Below are 24,920 nucleotides of genomic sequence, written 5' to 3'. Positions count from 1 at the left end.
GCGAATCCCCCCTGTGGGAGCAAGTCCGCTCCCACATTTTGATCTTCAGCGGCCTTTGAATTGGGCTACGTTGGCGCTGTGAGCTTCGGATTTTGGCAGGCCGGCCACCCCCAGGCGTTCACCGGTCTTGGCATCGAACAACAGCACTTTCGATGGATCGAATTGCAGGGTCAGGGTCTCGCCCACGGCCGGTGCGACGTCCGGTGCCAAGCGGCAGCAGACTTTGGTGTCGTTGAGATTGACGAACACCAGGGTGTCGGGACCGGTCGGTTCGGTGACCTGCACTTCGGCACGAATGGTCGGCAAACCATTCGGCTCGCTGCCCGCCAGAACGATCTGCTCCGGACGCATGCCGAGGATCACTTCGCGGTCTTCAAGCCCGGCGTCTTGCATGCCCAGCGGCAATTCGCAGCGTGCCTGACCGCTGTCGAGCAGCGCCAGCAGACGACCGTCCTTGCGCTGCAAACGCAGGGGAATGAAGTTCATCGGCGGCGAACCGATGAAGCTCGCCACGAACAGGTTGGCCGGGTTGTTGTAGATGTCTTTCGGCGTGCCGAATTGCTGAATGATCCCGTCCTTCATCACCGCCACTTTGTCGCCCAGGGTCATGGCTTCGATCTGGTCGTGGGTCACGTAGACCGTGGTGGTTTTCAGGCGCTGGTGCATCAGTTTCATTTCGGTGCGCATCTCGACCCGCAGCTTGGCGTCGAGGTTGGACAGCGGTTCATCGAACAGGTAAATCTTCGGCCGCCGCGCCAACGCCCGGCCCATGGCCACGCGCTGTTGCTGGCCACCGGAGAGCTGGCCGGGCTTGCGGCTGAGCAGGTGTTCGATTTGCAGCAACTTGGCCACGCGAGCGACTTCTTCGTCGATTTCAGCGGCCGGCATTTTGCGAATCTTCAGGCCGAACGCGATGTTGTCGCGCACGCTCATGGTCGGGTACAGCGCGTAGGACTGGAACACCATGGCGATGTCGCGATCTTTGGGGCTCATGCCGCTGATGTCGGCGTCGTCCACCAGGATCGCCCCGCCGCTGATGTTTTCCAGACCCGCAATGCAGTTCATCAAAGTGGATTTACCACAGCCCGATGGACCGACCAGGATCAGAAACTCACCGTCATTGATCTTCAGCTCGATGTTTTTCAGGGTGTCCGGCAAACCGGCGCCGTAGGTTTTGTTAACGTTGCGTAATTCGAGAGTTGCCATGTTCTACCCCTTGACCGCGCCAGACGTCAGCCCACGCAGGAAATACTTGCCAGCGAATATGTAGACCAGCAGTGTCGGCAGCCCGGCGATCATCGCGGCGGCCATATCAACGTTGTATTCCTTGGCCCCGGTGCTGGTGTTGACCAGGTTGTTCAGGGCCACGGTAATCGGCTGGGCATCGCCACTGGCGAAGACCACGCCGAACAGGAAGTCATTCCAGATTTGCGTGAACTGCCAGATCAGGCAGACCATCACGATCGGGATCGACATCGGCAGCAGGATCTTCCAGAAAATCGTGAAGAAGCCCGCGCCATCCAGCCGCGCCGCCTTGACCAGCGCATCCGGAATGCTCACGTAGTAGTTGCGGAAGAACAGCGTGGTGAACGCCAGGCCGTAGACCACGTGCACCAGCACCAGGCCCGTGGTGGTGTTGGCCAGGCCGAACTTGCCGAGGGTGAACGAAGCCGGCAACAGCACGGTCTGGAACGGCAGGAAGCAACCGAACAACAGCAGACCGAAGAACAGTTGCGAACCACGGAAGCGCCACATCGACAGCACATAGCCGTTCATGGCACCGATGAAAGTAGAGATCAGTACCGCCGGCACGGTGATTTTCACCGAGTTCCAGAAGTAGCCGCCCACCACATCCCAGGCCTTGATCCAGCCGATGCCGTCAATCACTTGCGGCCAGCTCAACAGGTTGCCGGTGCGGATGTCTTCCGGCGATTTGAAACTGGTCAGCAGCATCACCACCAGCGGGACCAGATAGATCGCCGCGGCCAGCAACAAGGTTGCGTAGATCGCAATGCGGCTGAAGCTGATCGCCGGTTTTCCGAGTTGATTACTCATGGCGTTTGCCTCGCAATTCGGAGTACAGGTACGGCACCAGAATCGCCAGGATCGCACCGAGCATCATCATGGCGCTCGCCGAACCAATGCCCATCTGGCCACGGCTGAAGGTGAAGGAATACATGAACATCGCCGGCAGGTCGGACGAATAGCCCGGGCCACCCGCGGTCATCGCCGCCACCAGGTCGAAGCTCTTGATCGCGATGTGCGCCAGGATCATGAAGGCGCTGAAGAACACTGGGCGCAGGCTCGGCAGTACGATCTTCAGGTAGATGGTCGGCAGACTCGCACCGTCGACTTGCGCCGCGCGGATGATCGACTGATCGACGCCACGCAGGCCGGCCAGGAACATCGCCATCACAAACCCGGAGGCTTGCCACACGGCGGCGATCACCAGGCAATACACCACGCGATCCTGATCCACCAGCCAGTCGAGACGGAAGCCTTCCCAGCCCCAGTCACGCAGCATTTTGTCCAGGCCCAGGCCTGGGTTGAGCAGCCATTTCCAAGCGGTACCGGTAACGATCATCGAGAGCGCCATCGGGTACAGGTAAACGGTGCGGATGAAGCCTTCCTTGCGAATGCGCTGATCCAGCAGCACCGCGAGGAATACGCCCAGAACCAGGCTGATGCCGATGAACATGCCGCCGAACACCGCGAGGTTCTTGCTCGCGACCCACCAGCGATCGTTGTCCATCAGGCGAATGTATTGCTGCAGGCCGACCCATTTGTAGCTCGGCATGAAGCTGGAATTGGTGAAGGACAGAACAAATGTCCAGATGATGTAACCGTAAAAACCAACCAGGACGATCAGCATGCTCGGCGCCAAAACCAGTTTTGGGAGCCAGCGCTGCAGTGCGTCGAACGGTGAGGCTTTGCTGAAAACCGCCACAGAGCTCATCGGGATAATCCAGGTGAAGAGGAAAGAATCGACACAGTGATCTCTGGTAGAGCAGGACCCTGTGGGAGGTGGCTTGCCTGCGATGGCATCAACACGGTTCGAAGTTAAACCGAGTCGCCTGCATCGCGGGCAAGCCCGCTCCCACACAATCCCATTCCACCCAGGATCAGGTTGTGTCAGGAGTTACTGGGCAGCTTTGACGGCTGACGCCAATTGCGCGCTGGCCTTGGCCGGGTCAGCGTTCTTGTCGTTCATGAAGTTGGTCACCACATCAAAGATCGCGCCCTGCACGGCCAGGGACGTGGCCATGTTGTGCGCCATGCTCGGTTGCAGGCCGCCAGTCTTCTCGTCAGCCAGGAAGTCCTTGGCAGACGCTTGAGCGCAAGAATCGAAGCCCAACGCGCTCATGTCGTTAAGCATGTCGGTACGCACCGGGATCGAGCCTTTGTTGATGCTGAAGACTTTCTGGAAGTCTTTGCCCAGAGCGACCTTGGCCAGGTCTTGCTGGGCGGCGATGTCGCCTTTGCGATCGGCTTTGAGCTTGAACACAGCCATCGAGTCGATGTTGTAGGTGAAGGCTTTTTCGGTGCCCGGGAACGGCACGCACTGGTAGTCCTTGCCTGCGACTTTCTTCGCGGCGGTCCATTCGCTCTTGGCCCAGTCGCCCATCATCTGCATGCCGGCCTTGCCGTTGATGACGTCGGCTGCAGCGATGTTCCAGTCACGACCGGCGCGGTTCGGGTCCATGTAGCCGGTGATTTTTTTCAGCTCGGTGAAGGCCTTGGCCATCTCCGGCCCGGAGAGGGTTTTCTGGTCCAGGTCGACCAGCGCTTTTTTGTAACCGTCCGCGCCCATGACCGAGAGCACCACGTCTTCAAACACGGTGCTGTCCTGCCAAGGCTGGCCACCGTGAGCGAGCGCGATGAAGCCGGCGGCTTTGAGCTTGTCGCCAGCGGCATAGAATTCTTCGAGGGTGGTCGGCGCTTTTTCGATCCCGGCTTTCTTGAAGACTTCCGGGTTGATCCACAGCCAGTTGACGCGGTGGATGTTCACCGGCACGGCGACGTAATCGCCTTCGTATTTCACGGTGTCGGAGACTTTCTTGATCAGCAGGTTATCCCAGCCTTCGGACTTGGAAACGTCTTTGAGGGTGTCGGTGCTGAGCAGGCCAGTGCTACCCCACTCCTGGATGTCCGGACCTTTGATCTGGGCAACGCCTGGTGGGTTACCGGCCACGGCGCGGCTTTTGAGTACGGTCATGGCCGTGGAGCCGCCACCGCCGGCAACTGCACCGTCTTTCCAGGTAAAGCCGTCTTTTTCGACTTGAGCCTTGAGTACATCGACGGCCGCTTTTTCACCACCAGACGTCCACCAGTGAACGACTTCCACCGAACCTTTGGCATCGGCGGCAAGGGCACTGACGGGGAATGCTGCAACAGGAAGCAGTGAGGCGAGAGAAATGACAGTAGCGAGGCGAGAAATCGCATTCATCTAGTAGTACCTTTCTTGTTGTTATGCATGCAAGTCTGGTGCTTGCGCTGCATAGGATTCTAAACAGGGGATGCCCCTTCGCAGGTAACGAAGGGACGCGCGAATGTCACCACATGGTTACACAGCAATGCTCTGGGACAATTGCGCCAGCGCAGTGGCCATGCTCGGCGCCAACGGCAGGCGCGGGATCAATACGGCTTGCCAGGCGTGATACAGGTCGGGTTTGCCGGCCCAGATATCGGCGCTCGGACGGTTCAGCGGATCGAGTTCGTGATGCCAGCTGCCATCGCAACGGTCGATGAAATGATTGTCACAAAACTCCCAGAACAGTCGGTACCAGTGCTCGTATTGCTCATCACCGGTGCGTTTGAGCAGCGCACTGGCGGCGGCGCTGGCTTCGCAATGAGTCCAGTGCAAGCGATGGCGAACCACCGCGCGATTGTCCCAGTCGAGGGTGTAGACAATGCCCGGCGCACCGTCGACGTCCCAGCCATGACGGCAATTGTGCTCGAAGAGTTTTTGCGCATCGGTGGCGAGCCAGCCCGGCGTGAGTATTCCGGCCTGCACCCGCGCTGCTTCGAGGTGCAGCAACAGCCGCGCCCATTCGAAGCCATGGCCCGGCGTGGTGCCGTAAGGGCGAAAACCGTCAGCCGGGTTGTCGTGGTTATAGTCGCGCAGCGGCTGCCAGTCACGGTCGAAATGCTCGACCACCAAGTAATCGTTGGCCGCGGCGTGATCATGAATGACGCGCTCGACGATGCGCTGGGCGCGAATCAGCCAGCGGTTGTCCTCGGTGACATCGGCCAGGGCGAGGAAGGCTTCGGTGGCGTGCATGTTGCTGTTGGCGCCGCGATAGGCCTCCTCGCAACTGAAGTCGCGGTTGAAGGATTCGCGCATGGCGCCCTCCTCCTCGCACCAGAAATGGCTGTCGATAATGTGGATCGCATCGTCGAGCAAGGCTTGGGCACCGGGGCGCTGGGCAACCACCGCAGAACTCGCGGCCAATGCAACGAAAGCATGCAGGTAAGCGGCTTTGCCGGTATTGCCGTCGCGGTGTTCGGGCGTGGCGAACCAGCCTCCGTGTTCGGCATCACGCAGCGGCCCGCTAAGGGCTTGGATGCCGTGATCCACCAGCTCGGCAAAACCCGGCAGGCCCTGGATGTGGGCCATGGCGAAGCTGTGGGTCATGCGCGCGGTGTTCATGGTTTCAGCTTGCGCGTTGGCCGGCAGGCGACCCTTTTCATCAAGATTGCCGAAACCTTCGGCAAGCTTTGAAGCCTTGGCAAACGCCAACAGGCGCAGGCCTTCGGCGGCGAGCCATTGCGGATGGGCAGGCGCGTTCAGCCAACTGCTGAAGGCGGGTTGGAAGGTGTCCATGGGAGTACCTTTTTTTGTTGTTATGACTGGGACCAGTCTAAACAACGGGCGGTGGCGGGCAGGTAACGAAGGGGGCGAGTTATGTCACCGAGTTGTGACATTTTCCTTCAGGCATGCGTTGATTGATCTGACGCCATCGCGGGCAAGCCCGCTCCCACAAGGTTATGCACATACCTTGAAAATGTAGGCAATCCTGTGGGAGCGGGCTTGCCCGCGATGAACGATAACGCGGTGCCGCTAATCAACACTACGCGGCAACTGCAACGTCACCCGCAACCCGCCTTCACGCAGGTTTTGCAGGCTGACTTCACCGCCATGGCTGTGGGCAATGTTGCGCGCAATCCCCAGCCCCAAGCCATAACCCTGCTGCTGTCCGGCCAAGCGAAAGTGCGGCTCGAACACCTGCTCCAACCGCTGTTCAGGCACGCCCGGCCCCTCATCGTCGACATGCAGGACAAACGCGCTCTCGTCGTCATCGATGTGCAGATGTGCGTTCTGCCCATATTTCAAGGCGTTGTCGATCAGGTTTCCAATGCAACGCTTGAGCGCCAACGGTTTGCCGGGATACGGCGCCAACGCCCGGCCATGTTGGGTCACGCGGCCATTGCCATTGGGCGCCAGATACGGTTCCACCAGACAGTCGAGCACATGATTGAGGTCTACCGGCTCGATGTTTTCGTGGATGTCGGTGTCTTTCACGCATTGCAACGCGCCCTTGACCAGCAACTCCAGCTCATCCAGATCGCGACCGAATTTGGCTTGCAGCTTTTCGTCTTCGAGCAATTCCACCCGCAGTCGCAACCGGGTGATCGGCGTGCGCAAATCGTGGGAAATCGCGCTGAACAACTGGCTGCGCTCGGTCAGGTAACGGCTGATCCGCTCGCGCATCGCATTGAACGCGCGACCGACTTCCACCACTTCACTGCCGCCGCCTTCGGCCACCGGTTCGACTTCAGCGCCCAGGGACATGTCCCGCGCCGCCCGCGCCAATCGCTTGAGCGGCCGACTCTGCCAGTGCACCAGCAGGCCGATGAACAGCAGCAAGAAGCCGCTGGTGAGCACGATGAACCAGACCTGCTGCGCCGGCAGGCCTTGTTCTTCAAGGCTGGTGTAGGGCTCGGGCAACAGCGAGGCGATGTACAGCCATTCGCCCGGCGCCATCTGGATTTGCGTGACCAGCACCGGCGGGTTTACCGGCTCCAGGGTCAACGCGTAATGCGCCCAGGAACGCGGCAACTCATCGAGCTTCAAGCCACCATTGAAAATCCGCAGGTCTTCGGGGCTGACGAAGGTCACCGAGATATCGATGTCCTGCCCCAGCGACTCGCGCAACACTTCGCCCACCGCTTTGAGCACCGCTTCTTTGCGCGGGGTGATCGGCAGCACTTCCATCCCTAAGGGTTTGTCGTTGAGCGTCACCACAAACCGGGTGCCGCCCATGCTGCGTAACTGATCGAGCACCAGCGGCCGAAACGCCACCGGCAACGAGCGGAAATAACTGACGCTGGCCGTCATCGAATGGGCGAGGCTGCGGGCGCTGGTGACCAGGCCTTCGAGCTGCGTGGCGCGCAATTGCGAGACCCAGATCACGCTCGACAGCGTCTGGGCGAACAGCACCGCCAACAGGGTTAGCAGCAACATGCGCCCGAGCAGCGAGCGCGGCACCGGCACACGCCCGGCGAGCTTGCGCAGGAACTCAATGACCATTGCTGGCAACCACGTTGGCTGCCAATTGGTAGCCACTGCCACGCACGGTCCGAATCAGCCGCGGCGGTTTTTCGGTGTCGCGCAGGCGCTGCCGCAAACGGCTGACCGCCATGTCGACGATACGATCGAGCGGCATCAGGTCACGGCCACGGGTGGCGTTGCCGATGGTGTCGCGATCGAGGATTTCCTGAGGGTGATCGAGGAACAGTTTCAGCAGGGCGAAATCGGCGCCGGAGAGAATCACTTCCTCGCCGTCGATGTGGAACAGCCGATGGCTGACCATGTCCAGCCGCCAATCATCGAAGGCCAGCACTTCACCGCCGGAACGTTCCTGACCGAACTGCGCGCGGCGCAACAAGGCTTTGATGCGCGCCTGCAACTCACGGGGGCTGAAGGGTTTGCCAAGGTAGTCGTCGGCGCCCAGTTCCAGACCGATGACGCGGTCGGCCTCGTCGGAGCTGGCGGTGAGCATGATGATCGGCACATGGGCCTGGCGCGGGTGCTGGCGGATCCAGCGGCAGAGGCTGAAACCGTCTTCGTCCGGCAGCATCACATCGAGAATCACCAGGTCGCTAGGTGCCTCGTTCAGGGCCTGACGAAAACCGGCACCATCAGGCGTGGTGCGGACCTGGAAACCGGCGCGGGTCAGGTAGGTGTCCAGCAACTCGCGTATCTCTTGATCGTCATCGACCAACAAAATCGACTTGTTGACTGAGCTCACGGGGCGGCGTCCTTGTTGTTTGTGTTGGGGAGGATTATGCCTGATCGTTCAAAGATCTATGTTGTCGGTGAGGGCCTCATCGCGGGCAAGCCCGCTCCCACAAGGTTATGCGCACATTTTCAGATGTAGGTAATCCTGTGGGAGCGTGGCTTGCCCGCGATAAAGGCGACGCGGTTTCAAGCCTGATCGAGCGCCACACCCGCGCCAACAAGGCCGGAATACGGCGCTGTCACCAGCCACACCGGAATGCCCTTGAAGTAATCGCTCATGCAACCCTTGTCGGCAAAGCACCGGGCGAAACCGCTTTTGATGAAGAAATCGGCAAACCGTGGAATCACTCCGCCAACGATGTAAACGCCACCGCGCGCTCCGGTGGTCAGCACATTGTTGCCGGCCACGCGACCGAGCCAGCAACTGAACTGCTCGAGCACTTCCATGGCAATCGGATCCCCCGCCAGCCCGGCCGCCGTGATCGCTTCAGGTGTGTCGAGCACAGGCGTGTGACCGTCCACCGCGCAGATCGCCCGGTAGACTCGCGGCAAACCACTGCCGCTCAATGCCGTTTCAGCGCTGACATGGCCGATCTCGTTGTAGATGTGTTGCCACAGCTGGGTTTCCCGCGGGCTGCTCAGCGGCAGGTCGACGTGACCGCCCTCCCCCGGCAGCGGGGCAAAACGACCCTCGCCCAGATCGAGCAACGTGCCCACGCCCAGGCCAGTGCCCGGACCGATCACCACCGCCGGCCGCAACGGTTCCGGCGTGCCTTCGCAGACCACCCGGAACTCGCCCGGCTGCAAGCGGGTCATGCCCAGGGCCATCGCCGAGAAATCGTTGATCAACAGCAGTTGATCCACCTGCAAGGCCTTGCAGAAACCCTTGCGACTGAGCCGCCAGTGATTGTTGGTGAACTTGAATTCATCACCGCTCACGGGGCCTGCCACCGACAAGCACACAGAACCGATCGAACCCGGCGCCAGGCCGAGCCCGCTCAAGTAGATGGCAATCGCCTCTTCCGGGCTGGCGTGGTCTGCCGTCGCCAGCACCTGGACCGATTCCAGCTGCTGGTTTTTCCACAACGCGAAACGTGCGTTGGTGCCACCGATGTCACCGACCAAAGCCAGTTTCAATTAAGCGTCTCCAGGGCAGAAGTAAAGGCGCTGGCGCCCTGCTCTGCGGAGCTGAAGGCCATGCGCATGAAACCAAACAGTTCGCGACCGCTGCCAATGTTGTTGCCCAACAGGCCCTTGGCAGGTTCACGCGCTGCGAATTCTTCGGCGTCCACCTTAAGCTCCAGGGTGCCTTTCACGCCATCGACGCGGATGATATCGCCCTCTTGCACCCGCGCCAAAGCGCCGCCCACATAAGCTTCGGGGCTGACGTGGATCGCCGCCGGGATTTTCCCCGAGGCGCCGGACATACGCCCGTCAGTCACCAACGCGACTTTGAAACCGCGATCCTGCAGCACGCCGAGGAACGGCGTCATCTTGTGCAGTTCCGGCATGCCGTTGGAGCGCGGGCCCTGGAAGCGCATCACGGCGACAAAATCCTTCTCGAGCAAACCGGCCTTGAACGCGTCGGCCAGGTCCTGCTGATCCTGGAATACCATGGCCGGGGCTTCGACGACCTGGTTTTCCAGCGCAACCGCCGAGACTTTCATCACGCCACGGCCGAGGTTGCCTTCCATCACCCGCAAGCCGCCCTCTGGCGAGAACGCACGCGCGACTGGACGCAGGATGGTTTCGTCGAGGCTTTCGATCGGGCCTTCGCGCCAGACCAGTTCGCCGTTTTCGAGGAACGGTTCCATGGTGTAGCGGCTCAGGCCGTGACCCAGCACCGTGTTGACGTTTTCGTGAAGCAGGCCGGCTTCCAGCAATTCGCGGATCAGGAACGACATGCCACCCGCCGCCTGGAAGTGGTTGATGTCGGCTTTACCGTTCGGGTACACGTGGCTCAGGGTCGGCACCACCTCGGAGAGGTCGGCCATGTCCTGCCAGGTCAACTGGATGCCCGCAGCCATGGCGATGGCCGGCATGTGCAGGGTGTGGTTGGTCGAACCGCCGGTGGCGTGCAGGGCCACGATGGAGTTGACCAGCGAACGCTCGTCGACGATTTCGCCGATCGGCATGAAGTCGCCGTTCTGCTTGGTCAGGCGGGTGACCTGGTGCGCCGCTTCGCGGGTCAGGGCATCGCGCAACGGGGTGTTCGGGTTGACGAAAGAGGCGCCTGGCAAGTGCAGGCCCATGACCTCCATCAGCAACTGGTTGGTGTTGGCGGTGCCGTAGAAGGTGCAGGTGCCAGGGCTGTGATAGGACTTCATCTCCGATTCCAGCAGCTCTTCGCGGGTCGCCTTGCCTTCGGCGTAGCGCTGACGCACATCGGCTTTCTGCTTGTTGGAAATGCCCGACACCATCGGCCCGCCCGGCACGAAAATCGTCGGCAGATGACCGAAACGCAACGCGCCCATCATCAGGCCCGGCACGATCTTGTCGCAGATGCCGAGCATCAGCGCGCCGTCGAACATGTTGTGGGACAGCGCTACAGCGGTGGACAGCGCGATCACTTCGCGGCTCGGCAGGCTCAGTTCCATGCCTGGCTCGCCCTGGGTCACGCCATCGCACATCGCAGGGGTGCCACCGGCGAACTGGCCGACGGAGCCAATTTCGCGCAGGGCTTTTTTGATCTGTTCCGGGAAGACTTCGTACGGCTGGTGCGCCGAGAGCATGTCGTTATATGACGAAACTATGGCGATGTTGGCGGAGTTCATCATCCGCAGGCTGTGCTTGTCGTCGCTGCCACACCCGGCCACGCCATGGGCGAAGTTGGCGCATTGCAGCTTGCCGCGCATCGGGCCGTCGCTGGCCGCGCCGCGGATCAATGCAAGGTAAGCCTCACGCGTGGCGCGGCTGCGGGCGATAAGCCGTTCGGTGACCTCAAGGACGCGGGGATGCATGTGTAGAACTCCAGGCTAACGGATGTGGCGACCTGATTGTCTATGCTGATCAAACGCCGTTGTGATCGGGATGACAGACGGCTTTCTTGATCATTCGGACCAGTTGATTCAGGTCACTCGTTGTAGATAAAACAAAATATTGCCACTAAAAAGGCTTGTTTTCTATTTTTTTGCGAATAATCTTGTAATTCCAACAACAAAACGACGGCGGCGCTATAAATGACTCTTCGAATCGCAATCAATGGTTTTGGCCGTATCGGCCGTAATGTCCTGCGCGCACTGTATACCCAAGGCTATCGTCAGGATCTGCAGATCGTTGCGATCAACGACCTGGGCGACAGCTCAATGAATGCTCACCTGCTCAAATACGACACCGTTCACGGCACATTCGATGCCGAAGTCCAGCACGATCAGGAAAGTCTAACCGTCAACGGCGACCGCATTTCGGTCAGCGCCATTCGCAACCCGGCCGAGCTGCCTTGGGCCGCGGAGAAGGTCGACGTCGTGTTCGAATGCACCGGCCTGTTCACCGACCGGGCCAAAGCCGCCGCGCATATTACGGCCGGCGCGCGCAAAGTGATTATCTCGGCCCCGGCCAAAGGCGCCGACGCCACCGTGGTTTATGGGGTTAACCACGACATTCTGCGCCAGTCGCACCAGATCATCTCCAACGCCTCGTGCACCACCAACTGCCTGGCCCCGGTGGCCCAGGTGCTGCACCGCGAACTGGGCATCGAAAGCGGTCTGATGACCACCATCCACGCCTACACCAACGACCAGAACCTCACCGACGTCTACCACACCGACCCGTACCGCGCCCGTTCCGCCACCCAGAACATGATCCCGAGCAAGACCGGGGCCGCTGAAGCGGTAGGCCTGGTGCTGCCGGAACTGGCGGGCAAACTGACCGGTATGGCGGTGCGTGTTCCAGTGATCAACGTGTCGCTGGTGGACCTGACCGTGCAGCTCAAGCGTGAAGCATCGGCCGATGAAGTCAACGCGATGCTCAAACAAGCCAGCCAGCACTCGAAGATTCTGGGTTACAACACCCTGCCGCTGGTTTCCAGCGACTTCAACCACAACCCGCTGTCCTCGATCTTCGATGCCAACCACACCAAGTCCAGCGGCAAGCTGCTCAAAGTGCTGGCTTGGTACGACAACGAGTGGGGCTTCTCCAACCGCATGCTCGATAACTGCCTGGCGCTCTGCAACGCAGAATAAACAGCCCGACACCTGTGTCGACGCGGCCCTAAATGCGTCGTCGCAGGCGCATTCTCGTCTGGAGAAGCAAGCGATGATCGGTATCAGCTTTACGCAAAAAACCCTGGCGGCGCGCAAGCGTATCGCCCTGGTTGCCCACGACCACTGCAAAATATTTTTGCTGGACTGGGCCGAGCGGCAGAAAGACAAGCTCGCGCAGCATGAACTGGTCGCCACCGGCACCACGGGGTTGTTGTTGCAACAACGCCTCGACCTGCCGGTGGAAAGCATGATCAGCGGTCCACTGGGCGGCGACCAGCAACTCGGCGCGCAAATCGCCGAGCAGCGGGTCGACATGCTGGTGTTCTTCTGGGACCCGTTCGAACCGCAACCCCACGACCCGGACATCAAGGCATTACTGCGGGTCGCGGCGGTGTGGAACATCCCCGTGGCCTGCAACGAATGCAGCGCCGACTACCTGCTCAGCAGCCCGTTGATGGATCAGGCTCACGAACACCGCATCCCGGATTACGCGACCTATCTGCAGGGGCGTGGGTAAAGCTGTGGCAGCAGGCTCGCTCAGGTCAGAGAAACCTGTGGCGAGGGAGCTTGCTCCCGCTTGAGTGTGCAGCACTCACAAAAATTGGCAGGTTGTCAGATTTTTGGGGCCGCTACGCAGCCCAGCGCGAGCAAGCTCGCTCGCCACAAAGGTAGGCATGACCAAGAGTGCGTTTAAGTGAGCAGCATACCCAATCCTCGGGGAATTACTCAGTCGGCACTACCTTGTCCAGCACCTGATTGACCGCCAGTTCGGCCAGCATCACGACCTGAGCGATGCCCAGCAAGGTTTTGCGGTGAGTGCCTTCAAGCAAAGCCGCGAAGTCGTTGAGCATGACGGTGGCCGAGCCCAGGGTTTCGCTGGCGTTGACCAGCATCGGCTCGGTGGCGGCCGCCGGGTTGGCCAAGTACAGGTTGTTGGGTTGGTAGGGTGTGGCCATGACCGTGGCCGCCGGGTTGAGGTAATGGTCGAGGGCGCGTTCGGCGGCTTCGTTGAGTTTTCTGGAATCGAGGGATTCGTAGGGGGAGACCGGGTCGGTGACCGGCGGGTTAGGCGTAGGCTTTATCATTTTCAGGTTCCAAAATAATGCTGGAACCTCTTCTCTGCTAAAAGAAGGGGTGACAGCTGAACGCAGGTTAGCAGACCGGGGAACCTAAGGAAGCCGGCGCGCCGAAGCGCCCTGCGTACAGCCGCCATCAAATGCAGGCATGGAGCCTGACTGATAGTGCGCGTACGACCTTAGGTTAACCACGGGCTGCTAAACCCGATCACTGGGAATCAGTGATGCGAATCAAGTTACCGACCGGCCCCAAGGCACACAAGCCGGCGGATTCTGGCGCAGGCGTAGGCAACGGCGCAAGGTTTCGTGGGCTTTAGGACGTAACACAGGGTGTCGTTAAACATTCATTCTGGATCGTGTGTAATGGCGCTCGGAGGGACTGTCAGAAATTTTGTGTTCGGGCATAACATGTTGAAAAGGAGCATGTATGCCGACCAAAAAGAAACCGGCCTCGGAGGCCAAAACCCAGCTTCCTTCGATTCCGAAGGAGCTGATCGATCAGTTCGTTAAAGGCCCAATGAGCGCCGAGGCGATTCAGGACGCATCCATGGCGTTCAAAAAGGCGCTTATCGAGCGAGCCCTTGGCGCGGAGCTGGGTCACCACCTTGGCTACCCTCAGGGCGCGGAGCGCCCTGAGGAGTCGAGTAACCAGCGCAACGGCAAAAGCAGCAAGACCGTGCTGACCGATGATGGCCCGCTGCGTCTGGACATTCCTCGGGATCGCGATGGCAGCTTCGCGCCAATGCTGATCCCCAAGCATGAGCGTCGGTTCACGGGCTTCGACGACAAAATCATTGCCATGTACGCCCGTGGCATGACCGTCCGAGAGATCCGGGCATTCCTTTCGGAGCAGTACGGGACCGATGTTTCCCATGATTTCATCAGCTCGGTCACTGACGCAGTGTTGGAGGAAGTGACTGCCTGGCAACAACGCCCGCTTGAGCCGATGTATCCGGTGATTTTCTTCGATGCGCTGCGGGTCAAAATCCGTGAGGAAGGACTGGTTCGCAACAAGGCCATCTACCTGGCTCTGGGCGTGCTGCCGGACGGCACCCGAGACATTTTGGGCATCTGGATTGAGACCACTGAGGGGGCCAAGTTCTGGATGAAGGTCTTCAACGACCTCAAGACCCGTGGCGTTGAGGATGTATTGATCGCGGTAACTGACGGCCTTAAAGGCATGCCAGAAGCCTTGAGTGCGGTGTTTCCGACGACGACCTTGCAGACCTGCATCGTGCACCTGATCCGTAACAGTCTTGATTACGCCTCCTGGGACAAGCGCCGCGAGTTGGCCAAAGCCCTCAAGCCGGTTTATCAGGCGCTTAACGTTGAAGCTGCCGAGCAAGCTCTGGACGCATTTGAAACGGGGCCTTGGGGCAAACAATACCCAACAGTCGTAGCCGCTTGGAGACGTGCCTGGGATCGAGTCATCCCGTTTTTTGTCTTCCCGCCTGCCATCCGAAAAGTGATCTACACCACTAACGCCATCGAGAGCATCAATGCTCAGTTGCGCAAGATCATCAAGACAAGAGGCCACTTCCCGACTGATGATGCAGCGACGAAGCTGATCTGGCTGGCACTGCAAAACATCACGGCCAATTGGGGCAGCGCAGCGCACGACTGGAAGAGCGCAATGAATCAGTTTGCGATTCTTTATGGCGATCGATTTACCAGGTCAAACTGGTGAAATGAGGGCTTGCCTTATGGCAGGCCGTTACCGGCCCGCACACAAAAAATCTGACACTCCCCGCTCGGAAATCGATGAATACCCTGACAGATCGGTCTTGCTCCCACAGGATTTCATCTGGCCGAGTCGTCTTTTTGGACTATGCTCGGGCTCTCGCTCCGGAGGGCCTTCGATGACTGATTTACTCACGTCCATTCAAGCCGCACTCGGCTTGCCTCACACCCCAATCCCGTTCACCTCGAGCGGCGCCCTGCCCTCGGCGTTTGCCGTGACCGATCTGGCTTGCGCCAGCATTGCTGCCGCCGGCCAGGCCGCCAGCGAACTGCTGCATCAACAAACCGGTCGCTTGCCCAGCCTTGAAGTCGACCGCCGCCTGGCGTCGTTCTGGTTCGCGACGTCGATCCGCCCCATGGGCTGGAGCGTTCCACCGTTGTGGGATCCGGTTGCCGGTGACTACGCGACCAAGGACGGCTGGATCCGCCTGCACACCAATGCGCCTCATCATCGTGCCGCCGCTGAAAGTGTGCTCGGCGCCTGTGCCAACCGCGCCGCGATGGCGAGCAAGGTTGCGCAATGGGTGAAAAGTGATCTGGAACAGGCCGTGGTTGATGCCGGAGGTTGCGCGGCCGAAATGCGCAGCTGGGCGCAATGGCAAGCACATCCCCAAGGTTTGGCGGTGAACGCCGAGCCGTTGATTCAGTTCAGCGCCGACGACAGTAAAAACCCAAAACCGTGGCAGGGTTCAGTGGCTCAACCGCTGGCCGGGGTCAAGGTGCTGGATTTGACCCGCGTGTTGGCTGGCCCCATCGCCAGTCGTTTTCTCGCCGGCCTCGGCGCCGATGTTTTGCGCATCGACCCACCGACCTGGAACGAACCGGGCGTGGTGCCGGAAGTCACATTGGGCAAACGTTGTGCGCGCCTGGATCTGCACGACAAGACTGATCGTGCGGTGTTCGAAAGCCTGCTCAAGGACACCGATATCCTGCTCCACGGCTACCGCGCCGATGCATTGGAAAGGTTGGGCTACGGCGTCGCCGTGCGACAAAAACTGGCGCCGGGACTGATTGATGTGTGCCTCAACGCCTACGGTTGGAGCGGCCCCTGGCAGAACCGTCGAGGGTTCGACAGTTTGGTACAGATGAGCAGCGGGATTGCCGAAGCGGGGATGCAGTGGAAGAAAGCGAACCAGCCGACACCGCTGCCGGTGCAGGCGCTTGATCACGCCACCGGGTATTTGATGGCCGCTGCGGCGATCAAGTTATTGGGCCGTGGCGGGTCGGCCAGGTTGTCGTTGGCGCGGACCGCCAGGTTGCTGATTGAACATGGCGCAGGAACCGACGAGGCGTTGCGGGCGGAGGATCAAAGCGATCAAGGGATGTTGGTTGAGCAGACACCATGGGGGCCGGCCCATCGGCTGCAGGTGCCACTGAAAATCACCGGAACACCGCTGCAGTGGGCGCTTCCGGCCGCAGAATTGGGTTCCCATCGCGCGCAGTGGTGGTGACTGTTCGGGCCCCTTCGCGAGCAAGCCCGCTCCCACATTAGCTCAGCGTCGATCACAAAACCTGTGGGAGCGGGCTTGCCCGCGAAGAGACCCGGAAAGTCACTACACATCTCGGCTCAGCTCAACCCGGTCGGCTCAACGATGTCCAAAGCACCTGCGCCGCATACCCTCGATAGGGCCGCCAAGTCTCGGCCCGCACCCACAACTCCCGAGCCGTCACCACTCGACCTTCCAGCGCCGCCAGCGAATTGATCAACCCCACATCCCCGCTCGGAAACGCATCCATCTGCCGCAACTGCCGCAAGGCAATGTATTGCGCCGTCCAGTCACCAATCCCGTGCAACGCCAACAACCGCGCCACACCGTCTTCCCGTTCAGGTTCAAACAACAGGGGATCATCCAGCAACGCCTGAGCCACGCCGGACAAGGTCCGACCCCGACTTTTTGGCATCCCCAACGTTGCCAGATCCGCTGCGGCCAATGCTGCAGCATCAGGAAACACATGACTCAACCCCGGCATCGGCGACTGCAATGGCTGCCCATATTGCGCCAGCAGTTTCCCCGCCAACCTGATCGCCGCGACCACGCTAATCTGCTGCCCCAACACCGCACGAATGGCCAACTCCAGCCCATCCCAAGCCCCGGGCACTCGCAGCCCCGGACGTGCGGCAATCAAGCGCGCCATCAACGGATCAACCGCCAATTGTCGATGAATGGCTGGCAAATTCGCATCCAGATCAAACATCCGCCGTAGCCGCGCGACAATCTCCGGTACTGCCGCTGAATCAGGAAAATCCAGCGTCACTTCCAGCACATCGCCCGCCCCTGGCCTGACCGAAATCACACCGTGAACACCGTTCAAACCGATGCTGCGCAAGTACACCCCATCGACCACCGTTTCCATCCCGACCACCGCCCGCGCCGACAAAAAACCCAGCATCGCCGACCAGTCATAAGGCGGTTGATACGCCAGCAACAACCTCACAACGACAACAATCCGCTATACAACCCATACGCCGCCAGCCCCGCCCCGATAATCACACAGCTGAAAATCCACTTCTCCACCCACGTAAACAGCGGCTCGCCCTGTTCCCGCTTGGCCTTGGCAAACAGAATCACCCCCGGCGCATACAACAACGCCGAGAGCAGCAGGTACTTCACCCCGCCGGCGTACAACAACCAAACCGCGTAACACAGGGCAATGCCGCCGATCAGCAAGTCTTTCGTGCGCTCGGCCGAAGCATGCTCATAGGTTTCCCCTCGCCCGCTCAACAACACCGCATACGCTGCCGACCACAGATACGGCACCAGAATCATCGACGAGGCGAGGTAGATCAGGCTGGTGTAAGTGCCGGCGGAAAACAGCGTGATCAGCAGAAAAATCTGGATCATCACGTTGGTCAACCACAGCGCGTTGACCGGCACATGGTTGGCGTTTTCCTTTTTCAGGAACGCCGGCATGGTTTTGTCCCTGGCCGTGGCGAAGAGAATTTCGGCGCACAGCAGCGCCCACGACAACAAGGCCCCCAGCAGCGAAACCGCCAGGCCGATGCTGATCAGCAGCGCGCCCCAAGGGCCGACGATATGTTCCAGCACCGCGGCCAGCGACGGGTTCTGCAACGTGGCCAATTCCGGTTGGTTCATGATCCCCAGAGACAACACATTCACCAGCACCAGCAGCGCCAACACACCGACAAAACCGATGACCGTCGCCCGGCCCACGTCCGAACGTTTCTCCGCCCTCGCCGAATACACACTGGCGCCTTCTATACCGATGAACACGAATACCGTGACCAGCATCATGTTGCGCACCTGGTCCATCACGCCGCCGAAATTCGGGTTGCTGCGGCCCCAGATGTCGCGGGTGAAGATGTCCGCCTTGAAGGCCACGGCGGCGATGACGATGAACATGATCAGCGGCACGATCTTGGCCACAGTGGTCAGTTGATTGATGAACGCCGCCTCCTTGATCCCGCGCAGCACCAGAAAATGCACCGCCCAGAGCAGCACCGAGGCACAGCCGATGGCGATCGGCGTGTTGCCCTGGCCAAACACCGGAAAGAAATAACCGAGAGTACTGAACAGCAATACGAAATAACCGACGTTGCCCAGCCAGGCGCTGATCCAGTATCCCCAGGCAGACGAGAACCCCATGTAATCGCCGAACCCGGCCTTGGCGTAGGCGTACACCCCGGAGTCCAGTTCCGGCTTGCGATTGGCCAGGGTCTGAAAGACAAAGGCCAGGGTCAGCATGCCTACGGCAGTGATTGCCCACCCAATCAATATCGCCCCGGCATCGGCACGTGCCGCCATGTTTTGCGGTAAGGAAAAAATCCCACCGCCAATCATCGATCCCACCACCAAAGCGATCAGCGCACTCAGGCGAAGCTTTTGCGTCGGTTGCGACATTCGGGCGTCTCCATTTACCCCGCCGCGCTATCGCCACGAGACCGTCACATTGTTGATTTTAACTAAACAGATAAAGCGTAATAACGTTTATCAATTAACGCCAATTTCCGCCTTCTACTTATAACCAATCACGCTAACGCGACTAACTGGAAATCGCGACTTTGTCAGTTGCTTCTAATAAACAAATATCACTCCAAAATCAGAATCCATCACTTGCCAAAACAGAAAAACAAACTAGCGTCTAAACTTAAATTGATAAGCTTTATTTCTTCAACCGTCAGCTGAGACCTCTGGAAAGGGCTCTTCCGGCAATAACATTACGCCTATAAGAACAACATAAGTCATTAATTAACAATGGAATGTGACCATGCATTGATCTGAGTCAGATGATTGAACAGCTAATAAAACTAACCTGTTTTCTCTCTTCTCCTGCACTGGAGTCATGCAATGTCTGAATCCCCCGGAAAACTGAAACTCGGCGCCCTGGTTGCATTGGTTGTCGGCTCAATGATTGGTGGCGGGATCTTCTCTTTGCCCCAGAACATGGCTGCCAGTGCCGACGTCGGTGCCGTTCTTATCGGTTGGGCAATTACCGCAGTGGGCATGTTGACCCTGGCCTTCGTCTTCCAGACCCTCGCTAATCGAAAACCTGATCTGGACGGCGGTGTCTACGCCTACGCCAAAGCCGGTTTCGGTGATTACATGGGGTTCTCGTCCGCCTGGGGTTACTGGATCAGTGCCTGGCTGGGTAACGTTGGTTATTTCGTACTCTTGTTCAGCACCCTCGGCTACTTCTTCCCCATTTTTGGGGAGGGAAATACTGTCGCTGCCGTGATCTGTGCATCGGTGCTGCTCTGGGGTGTGCATTTCCTGGTACTGCGCGGAATCAAGGAAGCAGCGTTCATTAACCTGGTGACCACCGTCGCCAAAGTCGTACCGCTGCTGCTGTTCGTGCTGATCGCGATTTTCGCGTTCAAACTGGACATCTTCACCGCCGACATCTGGGGTATGAAAAACCCTGACCTGGGCAGCGTGATGAACCAGGTGCGCAAGATGATGCTGGTCACCGTCTGGGTGTTCATCGGTATCGAAGGCGCGAGCATCTTCTCGGCCCGTGCGGAAAAACGCAGCGACGTCGGTAAAGCCACCGTCATCGGGTTCATCACCGTGCTGCTGTTCCTGGTGCTGGTGAACGTGCTGTCGCTGGGCATCATGACCCAACCGGAATTGGCAAAACTGCAGAACCCGTCCATGGCCGCGGTGCTGGAACATGTAGTCGGTCATTGGGGCGCGGTGCTGATCAGCGTTGGCCTGATCATCTCGTTGCTCGGTGCGCTGCTGTCGTGGGTGTTGCTGTGTGCGGAGATCATGTTCGCCGCCGCCAAGGACCACACCATGCCGGCGTTTTTGCGCAAGGAAAACACCAACCAGGTGCCGGTCAACGCCTTGTGGCTGACCAACGCCATGGTCCAGCTGTTCCTGATCATCACGCTGTTCTCGGCCAGCACTTATCTGTCGCTGATCTACCTCGCCACCTCAATGATTCTGGTGCCGTACCTGTGGTCGGCGGCCTACGCGCTGCTGTTGGCGGTGCGCGGCGAGAGTTATGAAAACGCCGTGGCCGAGCGCAGGAAAGACCTGTTCATCGGCACCGTCGCGTTGATCTACGCGGTCTGGCTGATCTATGCCGGCGGGGTCAAATACCTGCTGCTCTCCGCCCTGCTCTATGCCCCCGGCGCAATTCTGTTCGCCAAAGCCAAGCTTGAAGTCAACAAACCGGTTTTCACCAACGTCGAGAAGCTGATTTTCGCCGCCGTAGTCGTGGGCGCCCTGGTGGCGGCTTACGGGCTGTATGACGGCTTCCTGACTCTGTAACACCTGACCCATTTGTCATCTGGAGGATCACTGTAATGACCACCGAAAAAGTTAAGTACGGCGTCCATTCCGAAGCCGGCAAACTGCGCAAAGTCATGGTTTGCTCCCCCGGCCTGGCCCACCAGCGGCTGACCCCGAACAACTGCGATGAACTGCTTTTCGATGATGTGCTGTGGGTTGCTCAAGCCAAGCGTGACCATTTCGACTTCGTCACCAAGATGCGCGAGCGCAACGTCGACGTGCTGGAAATGCACAACCTGTTGACCGACATCGTCGCGATTCCTGAAGCGCTGGACTGGATCCTGGAGCGCAAGATCACCGCCAATTCGGTGGGCTTGGGTCTGGTCAATGAAACCGCTTCCTGGCTGCGTAGCCTGGAGCCGCGCAAGATCGCTGAATTCCTGATTGGCGGCGTCTCCGCCGATGACCTGCCGGACAGCTTTGGCGGCAAGACCATTCAGATGTTCCGCGAATATCTCGGTCACTCAAGCTTCATTCTGCCGCCGTTGCCCAACACCCAGTTCACCCGCGACACCACCTGCTGGATCTACGGTGGCGTGACGCTCAACCCGATGTACTGGCCGGCGCGTCGCCAGGAAACCCTGCTGACCACGGCCATCTACAAATTCCACCCGCAGTTCACCAACGCCGACTTCCAGATCTGGTACGGCGACCCGGACCAGGACCATGGCAGCGCCACCCTTGAGGGCGGCGACGTGATGCCGATCGGCAACGGCGTGGTGTTGATCGGCATGGGCGAGCGTTCGTCCCGTCAGGCCATCGGTCAATTGGCGGTCAACCTGTTCAAGAACAAAGCGGTCGAGCGTGTGATTGTCGCCGGCCTGCCGAAGTCCCGCGCAGCGATGCACCTGGACACCGTGTTCAGCTTCTGCGACCGCGACCTTGTGACCATTTTCCCGGAAGTGGTGAACCAGATCGTCGCTTTCAGCGTGCGCCCTGATGAAAGCAAACCGGGCGGCGTCGACGTTCGCCGTGAAGAAACCAGCTTCCTTGACACCGTGGCCAAGGCCCTCAACCTCAAAGCGCTGCGCGTCGTCGAAACCGGCGGCAACGCCTTCGCCGCCGAACGCGAGCAATGGGACGACGGCAATAACGTGGTGGCGGTGGAGCCGGGCGTGGTCATTGGCTACGACCGCAACACCTACACCAACACCTTGCTGCGCAAGGCCGGTGTGGAAGTCATCACCATCAGCGCCAGTGAACTCGGTCGCGGGCGTGGCGGCGGCCACTGCATGACCTGCCCGATCATTCGTGACCCTATCGACTATTAACTTTCAAACCCTGGCCGCCGCTTATCCAGCGCGGCCCGGGGGATAACCGATACCAAAGGAGATCCAATCATGGCTTTTAATATGCGCAACCGCAGCCTGCTGAGTTTGATGCACCACACCACTCGCGAGCTGAATTACTTGCTGGACCTGTCCCGTGACCTCAAGCGCGCCAAGTACACCGGCACCGAGCGTCCGCACCTGCAAGGCAAGAACATCGCGCTGATCTTCGAAAAAACCTCGACCCGTACCCGTTGCGCCTTCGAAGTCGCGGCCCATGATCAGGGCGCCCACGTCACCTACATCGACCCGGTGTCATCGCAGATCGGCCACAAAGAAAGCATGAAAGACACCGCTCGCGTGCTCGGGCGGATGTTCGACGCCATCGAGTACCGCGGCTTCGAACAGGAAATCGTCGAAGAGCTGGCGAAGTTCGCCGGCGTGCCGGTGTTCAACGGTCTGACCGCTGAATTCCACCCGACGCAAATGATCGCCGACACCCTGACCATGCGTGAACACAGCGACAAGCCGCTGCACGACATCAGCTACGCCTACCTCGGCGATGCCCGCTACAACATGGGCAACTCGCTGTTGATGATCGGCGCCAAACTCGGCATGGACGTGCGCATCGCCGCGCCGAAAGCGCTGTGGCCACATCAGGACTTCATCGATCAGTGCAAAGCCTTCGCCGAGGAAAGCGGCGCTCGCATCACCATCACCGAAGACCCGAAAGAAGCGGTCAAGGACGTGGACTTCATCCACACCGACATCTGGGTATCGATGGGCGAGCCGGTTGAGGCGTGGGACGAGCGCATCGAGCAACTGCTGCCCTACCAGGTCAACGCCGACATGATGAAGGCCTCGGGCAACCCGCGCGTGAAATTCATGCACTGCCTGCCGGCGTTCCACAACAGCGAAACCAAGGTCGGCAAAGACATCGCCGCGCGCTATCCGCACCTGGCCAACGGCGTTGAAGTGACGGAAGAAGTCTTCGAGTCGCCGGCCAACATCGCCTTCGAGCAAGCGGAAAACCGCATGCACACCATCAAGGCGATTTTGGTGTCGGCGCTGGCGGATATCTAAAGACTGACGCGGTGATCGTTCCCACGCTCTCCGCTGATCGTTCCCATGCTCTGCGTGGGAATGCATCCGGTGACGCTCCGCGTCACATGGGACGCAGAGCGTCCCGGGCGGCATTCCCACGGGGACCGTGGGAACGATCAGCGAGGGGACGATCATCGTGTTGTTCGTTCCCTCTCTGAAAGGATCTGCATTATGCGTATCGTCGTTGCTCTGGGCGGTAACGCCCTGCTCCGCCGGGGTGAACCCCTGACCGCGGACAACCAGCGCGCCAACATCCGGATCGCCACCGAACAGATCGCCAAAATCCATCCCGGCAACCAACTGGTGATCGCTCACGGCAATGGTCCGCAAGTCGGGCTGCTGTCGCTGCAAGCGGCGGCCTACACCCCGGTTTCCCCATACCCGCTGGACGTGCTCGGTGCCGAAACCGAAGGCATGATCGGCTACATCATCGAACAGGAACTGGGCAACCTGCTGGACTTCGAAGTCCCGTTCGCCACCCTGCTGACCCAGGTCGAAGTCGACGCCAACGACCCGGCGTTCCAGGCCCCCAGCAAACCCATCGGCCCGGTCTACACCAAGGCCGAAGCGGAAAAACTCGCTGCCGAAAAAGGCTGGGCGATTGCTCCGGACGGCGACAAATTCCGTCGCGTGGTCGCCAGCCCGAAACCCAAACGCATCTTCGAAATACGCCCGATCAAGTGGCTGCTGGAAAAAGGCAGCATCGTGATTTGCGCCGGTGGTGGCGGCATCCCGACGATGTACGGTGCCAGCGGCAAACTGCAGGGCGTGGAAGCGGTGATCGACAAAGACCTGTGCTCGGCGCTACTGGCCGAACAGCTTGAAAGCGATCTATTGGTGATCGCCACCGACGTCAACGCGGCGTTCATCGACTTCGGCAAACCCACCCAGAAAGCCATCGCCCAGGCCCACCCCGATGAGATGGAGAAACTCGGCTTCGCGGCCGGTTCCATGGGACCAAAGGTCCAGGCGGCCTGCGAGTTCGCCCGCCATACTGGAAAAACCGCGGTGATCGGTTCACTCTCGGATATCGAGGCGATCGTCCAGGGCAAGGCCGGCACGCGTATCAGCACGGCGACACCTGGCATAACTTATTTATAAGGAGAGACGTCAATGGCAACGTTTGAGCCCGGTCATCTGCACATCGAGCGCCACGCGCTGACCCCGGATGATGTCAACTACAACGTGCACCTCGACTATGAGGTCGCGCAGGATCCCAAGAAAGGCAAAGGGGTGCTATTCACCTTGCACGGCAGCATGCAGGGAAAGGACATGTCGGAGACCTTCTTTCTGCCCAAGGAGGAGGCTTACAACTTCGCTAACAACGTGACGAGAATCGCCGAGAAGTACGGAATCCCGAAGACACACAGCCAGATCGGCTCGGTTCACAAGCATTACGATTTAATGTTTGAAGACATCCGGAAGCAGTTGGATATGAAATCCGGCGACCCGGTAAACCTCGAGAACTTCGAATAATCCTATTCCCCTGGATGAACGCTGTACCTGTGGGAGCGGCGGTGCGGCGATCCGAC

21 protein-coding genes are annotated in these 24,920 nt (G+C 59.7%); 9 read left to right on the top strand and 12 right to left on the bottom strand.

Annotated features, from left to right (window positions below):
• Positions 1-45: 45 nt before the first annotated feature.
• From PSH65_RS07430 to edd, 9 genes are all read right to left on the bottom strand, one after another.
• Complete coding sequence (locus PSH65_RS07430; RefSeq protein WP_305425595.1) at positions 46-1,206, bottom strand: ABC transporter ATP-binding protein; 1,161 nt, start codon at positions 1,204-1,206, stop codon at positions 46-48.
• A gap of 3 nt (positions 1,207-1,209) precedes the next feature.
• Positions 1,210-2,055, bottom strand: a complete 846-nt coding sequence (locus tag PSH65_RS07425) for a carbohydrate ABC transporter permease (RefSeq protein WP_305425594.1) — start codon at positions 2,053-2,055, stop codon at positions 1,210-1,212.
• The gene (locus PSH65_RS07420) at positions 2,048-2,956 is read right to left on the bottom strand and encodes a carbohydrate ABC transporter permease (protein WP_007902369.1); all 909 of its coding nucleotides are present in this window, start codon (positions 2,954-2,956) and stop codon (positions 2,048-2,050) included. Before PSH65_RS07420 ends, PSH65_RS07425 begins: the two co-directional genes overlap by 8 nt.
• 183 nt (positions 2,957-3,139) lie before the next feature.
• Positions 3,140-4,447 (bottom strand): ABC transporter substrate-binding protein, encoded by a 1,308-nt coding sequence (locus PSH65_RS07415; RefSeq protein WP_123719265.1) that lies wholly within the window; start codon positions 4,445-4,447, stop codon positions 3,140-3,142.
• Between the two features lie 117 nt (positions 4,448-4,564).
• On the bottom strand, positions 4,565-5,824 hold the full coding sequence (locus tag PSH65_RS07410) for an AGE family epimerase/isomerase (protein WP_305425591.1): 1,260 nt from the start codon (positions 5,822-5,824) through the stop codon (positions 4,565-4,567).
• 237 nt (positions 5,825-6,061) lie between these two features.
• Positions 6,062-7,531: an ATP-binding protein gene (locus PSH65_RS07405; RefSeq protein ID WP_305425589.1), complete on the bottom strand. Its 1,470-nt coding sequence runs from the start codon at positions 7,529-7,531 to the stop codon at positions 6,062-6,064.
• Positions 7,521-8,252, bottom strand: a complete 732-nt coding sequence (locus PSH65_RS07400; protein ID WP_305425587.1) for a response regulator — start codon at positions 8,250-8,252, stop codon at positions 7,521-7,523. The genes PSH65_RS07405 and PSH65_RS07400 overlap by 11 nt, the downstream gene beginning before the upstream one ends.
• A gap of 176 nt (positions 8,253-8,428) precedes the next feature.
• On the bottom strand, positions 8,429-9,379 hold the full coding sequence (locus PSH65_RS07395) for a glucokinase (protein WP_305425586.1): 951 nt from the start codon (positions 9,377-9,379) through the stop codon (positions 8,429-8,431).
• The gene (edd, locus tag PSH65_RS07390) at positions 9,376-11,202 is read right to left on the bottom strand and encodes a phosphogluconate dehydratase (protein WP_050681574.1); all 1,827 of its coding nucleotides are present in this window, start codon (positions 11,200-11,202) and stop codon (positions 9,376-9,378) included. The genes PSH65_RS07395 and edd overlap by 4 nt, the downstream gene beginning before the upstream one ends.
• Positions 11,203-11,421: 219 nt before the next feature.
• On the opposite strand from edd, the gene gap reads away from it, so the two are divergent.
• Both gap and PSH65_RS07380 read left to right on the top strand, forming a co-directional pair.
• A complete protein-coding gene (gene gap / locus PSH65_RS07385; RefSeq protein WP_253550852.1) occupies positions 11,422-12,423 on the top strand; it encodes a type I glyceraldehyde-3-phosphate dehydrogenase in 1,002 nt (333 codons plus the stop codon).
• Between the two features lie 73 nt (positions 12,424-12,496).
• Entirely contained in the window at positions 12,497-12,961 is a 465-nt protein-coding gene (locus tag PSH65_RS07380; protein ID WP_305425585.1) for a methylglyoxal synthase, read from the top strand.
• 205 nt (positions 12,962-13,166) lie between these two features.
• Here PSH65_RS07380 and PSH65_RS07375 read toward each other — a convergent pair whose 3' ends face one another.
• Positions 13,167-13,529 (bottom strand): DUF6124 family protein, encoded by a 363-nt coding sequence (locus PSH65_RS07375; RefSeq protein ID WP_305425584.1) that lies wholly within the window; start codon positions 13,527-13,529, stop codon positions 13,167-13,169.
• A gap of 418 nt (positions 13,530-13,947) precedes the next feature.
• Here PSH65_RS07375 and PSH65_RS07370 point away from each other — a divergent pair, with 418 nt between their 5' ends.
• Both PSH65_RS07370 and PSH65_RS07365 read left to right on the top strand, forming a co-directional pair.
• Positions 13,948-15,207 (top strand): IS256 family transposase, encoded by a 1,260-nt coding sequence (locus PSH65_RS07370; protein WP_305422598.1) that lies wholly within the window; start codon positions 13,948-13,950, stop codon positions 15,205-15,207.
• A 172-nt stretch (positions 15,208-15,379) separates the two neighbouring features.
• A complete protein-coding gene (locus PSH65_RS07365) occupies positions 15,380-16,711 on the top strand; it encodes a CoA transferase (protein ID WP_305425582.1) in 1,332 nt (443 codons plus the stop codon).
• Positions 16,712-16,832: 121 nt separating this feature from the next.
• On the opposite strand, the gene PSH65_RS07360 is transcribed toward PSH65_RS07365, so the two are convergent.
• A complete protein-coding gene (locus tag PSH65_RS07360) occupies positions 16,833-17,696 on the bottom strand; it encodes a DNA-3-methyladenine glycosylase (protein WP_305425580.1) in 864 nt (287 codons plus the stop codon).
• The gene (gene arcD / locus PSH65_RS07355) at positions 17,693-19,120 is read right to left on the bottom strand and encodes an arginine-ornithine antiporter (protein WP_305425578.1); all 1,428 of its coding nucleotides are present in this window, start codon (positions 19,118-19,120) and stop codon (positions 17,693-17,695) included. Before arcD (PSH65_RS07355) ends, PSH65_RS07360 begins: the two co-directional genes overlap by 4 nt.
• A gap of 447 nt (positions 19,121-19,567) precedes the next feature.
• On the opposite strand from arcD (PSH65_RS07355), the gene arcD (PSH65_RS07350) reads away from it, so the two are divergent.
• The 5 genes from arcD (PSH65_RS07350) to PSH65_RS07330 all read left to right on the top strand — a co-directional run bounded on the left by arcD (PSH65_RS07350) (position 19,568) and on the right by PSH65_RS07330 (position 24,864).
• Positions 19,568-20,995 carry an arginine-ornithine antiporter gene (gene arcD, locus PSH65_RS07350; protein WP_305425577.1) on the top strand — a complete coding sequence of 476 codons (1,428 nt, stop codon included), beginning with the start codon at positions 19,568-19,570 and terminating at the stop codon, positions 20,993-20,995.
• Between the two features lie 35 nt (positions 20,996-21,030).
• Positions 21,031-22,287, top strand: coding sequence for an arginine deiminase (gene arcA / locus PSH65_RS07345; RefSeq protein WP_305425576.1), 1,257 nt, complete (start codon positions 21,031-21,033; stop codon positions 22,285-22,287).
• 69 nt (positions 22,288-22,356) lie between these two features.
• The gene (locus tag PSH65_RS07340) at positions 22,357-23,367 is read left to right on the top strand and encodes an ornithine carbamoyltransferase (RefSeq protein WP_305425575.1); all 1,011 of its coding nucleotides are present in this window, start codon (positions 22,357-22,359) and stop codon (positions 23,365-23,367) included.
• Between the two features lie 192 nt (positions 23,368-23,559).
• Entirely contained in the window at positions 23,560-24,489 is a 930-nt protein-coding gene (gene arcC / locus PSH65_RS07335; RefSeq protein ID WP_305425574.1) for a carbamate kinase, read from the top strand.
• Positions 24,490-24,501: 12 nt separating this feature from the next.
• Entirely contained in the window at positions 24,502-24,864 is a 363-nt protein-coding gene (locus tag PSH65_RS07330; protein WP_305425573.1) for a DUF5064 family protein, read from the top strand.
• Positions 24,865-24,920: the final 56 nt, after the last annotated feature.

The sequence above is a fragment of the Pseudomonas sp. FP603 genome (assembly GCF_030687415.1).
Classification (GTDB): Bacteria; Pseudomonadota; Gammaproteobacteria; order Pseudomonadales; family Pseudomonadaceae; genus Aquipseudomonas; species Aquipseudomonas wuhanensis.
The sequence above is the reverse complement of the archived record's forward strand: the minus strand, read 5'-3'. Positions and strand labels throughout refer to the sequence as shown.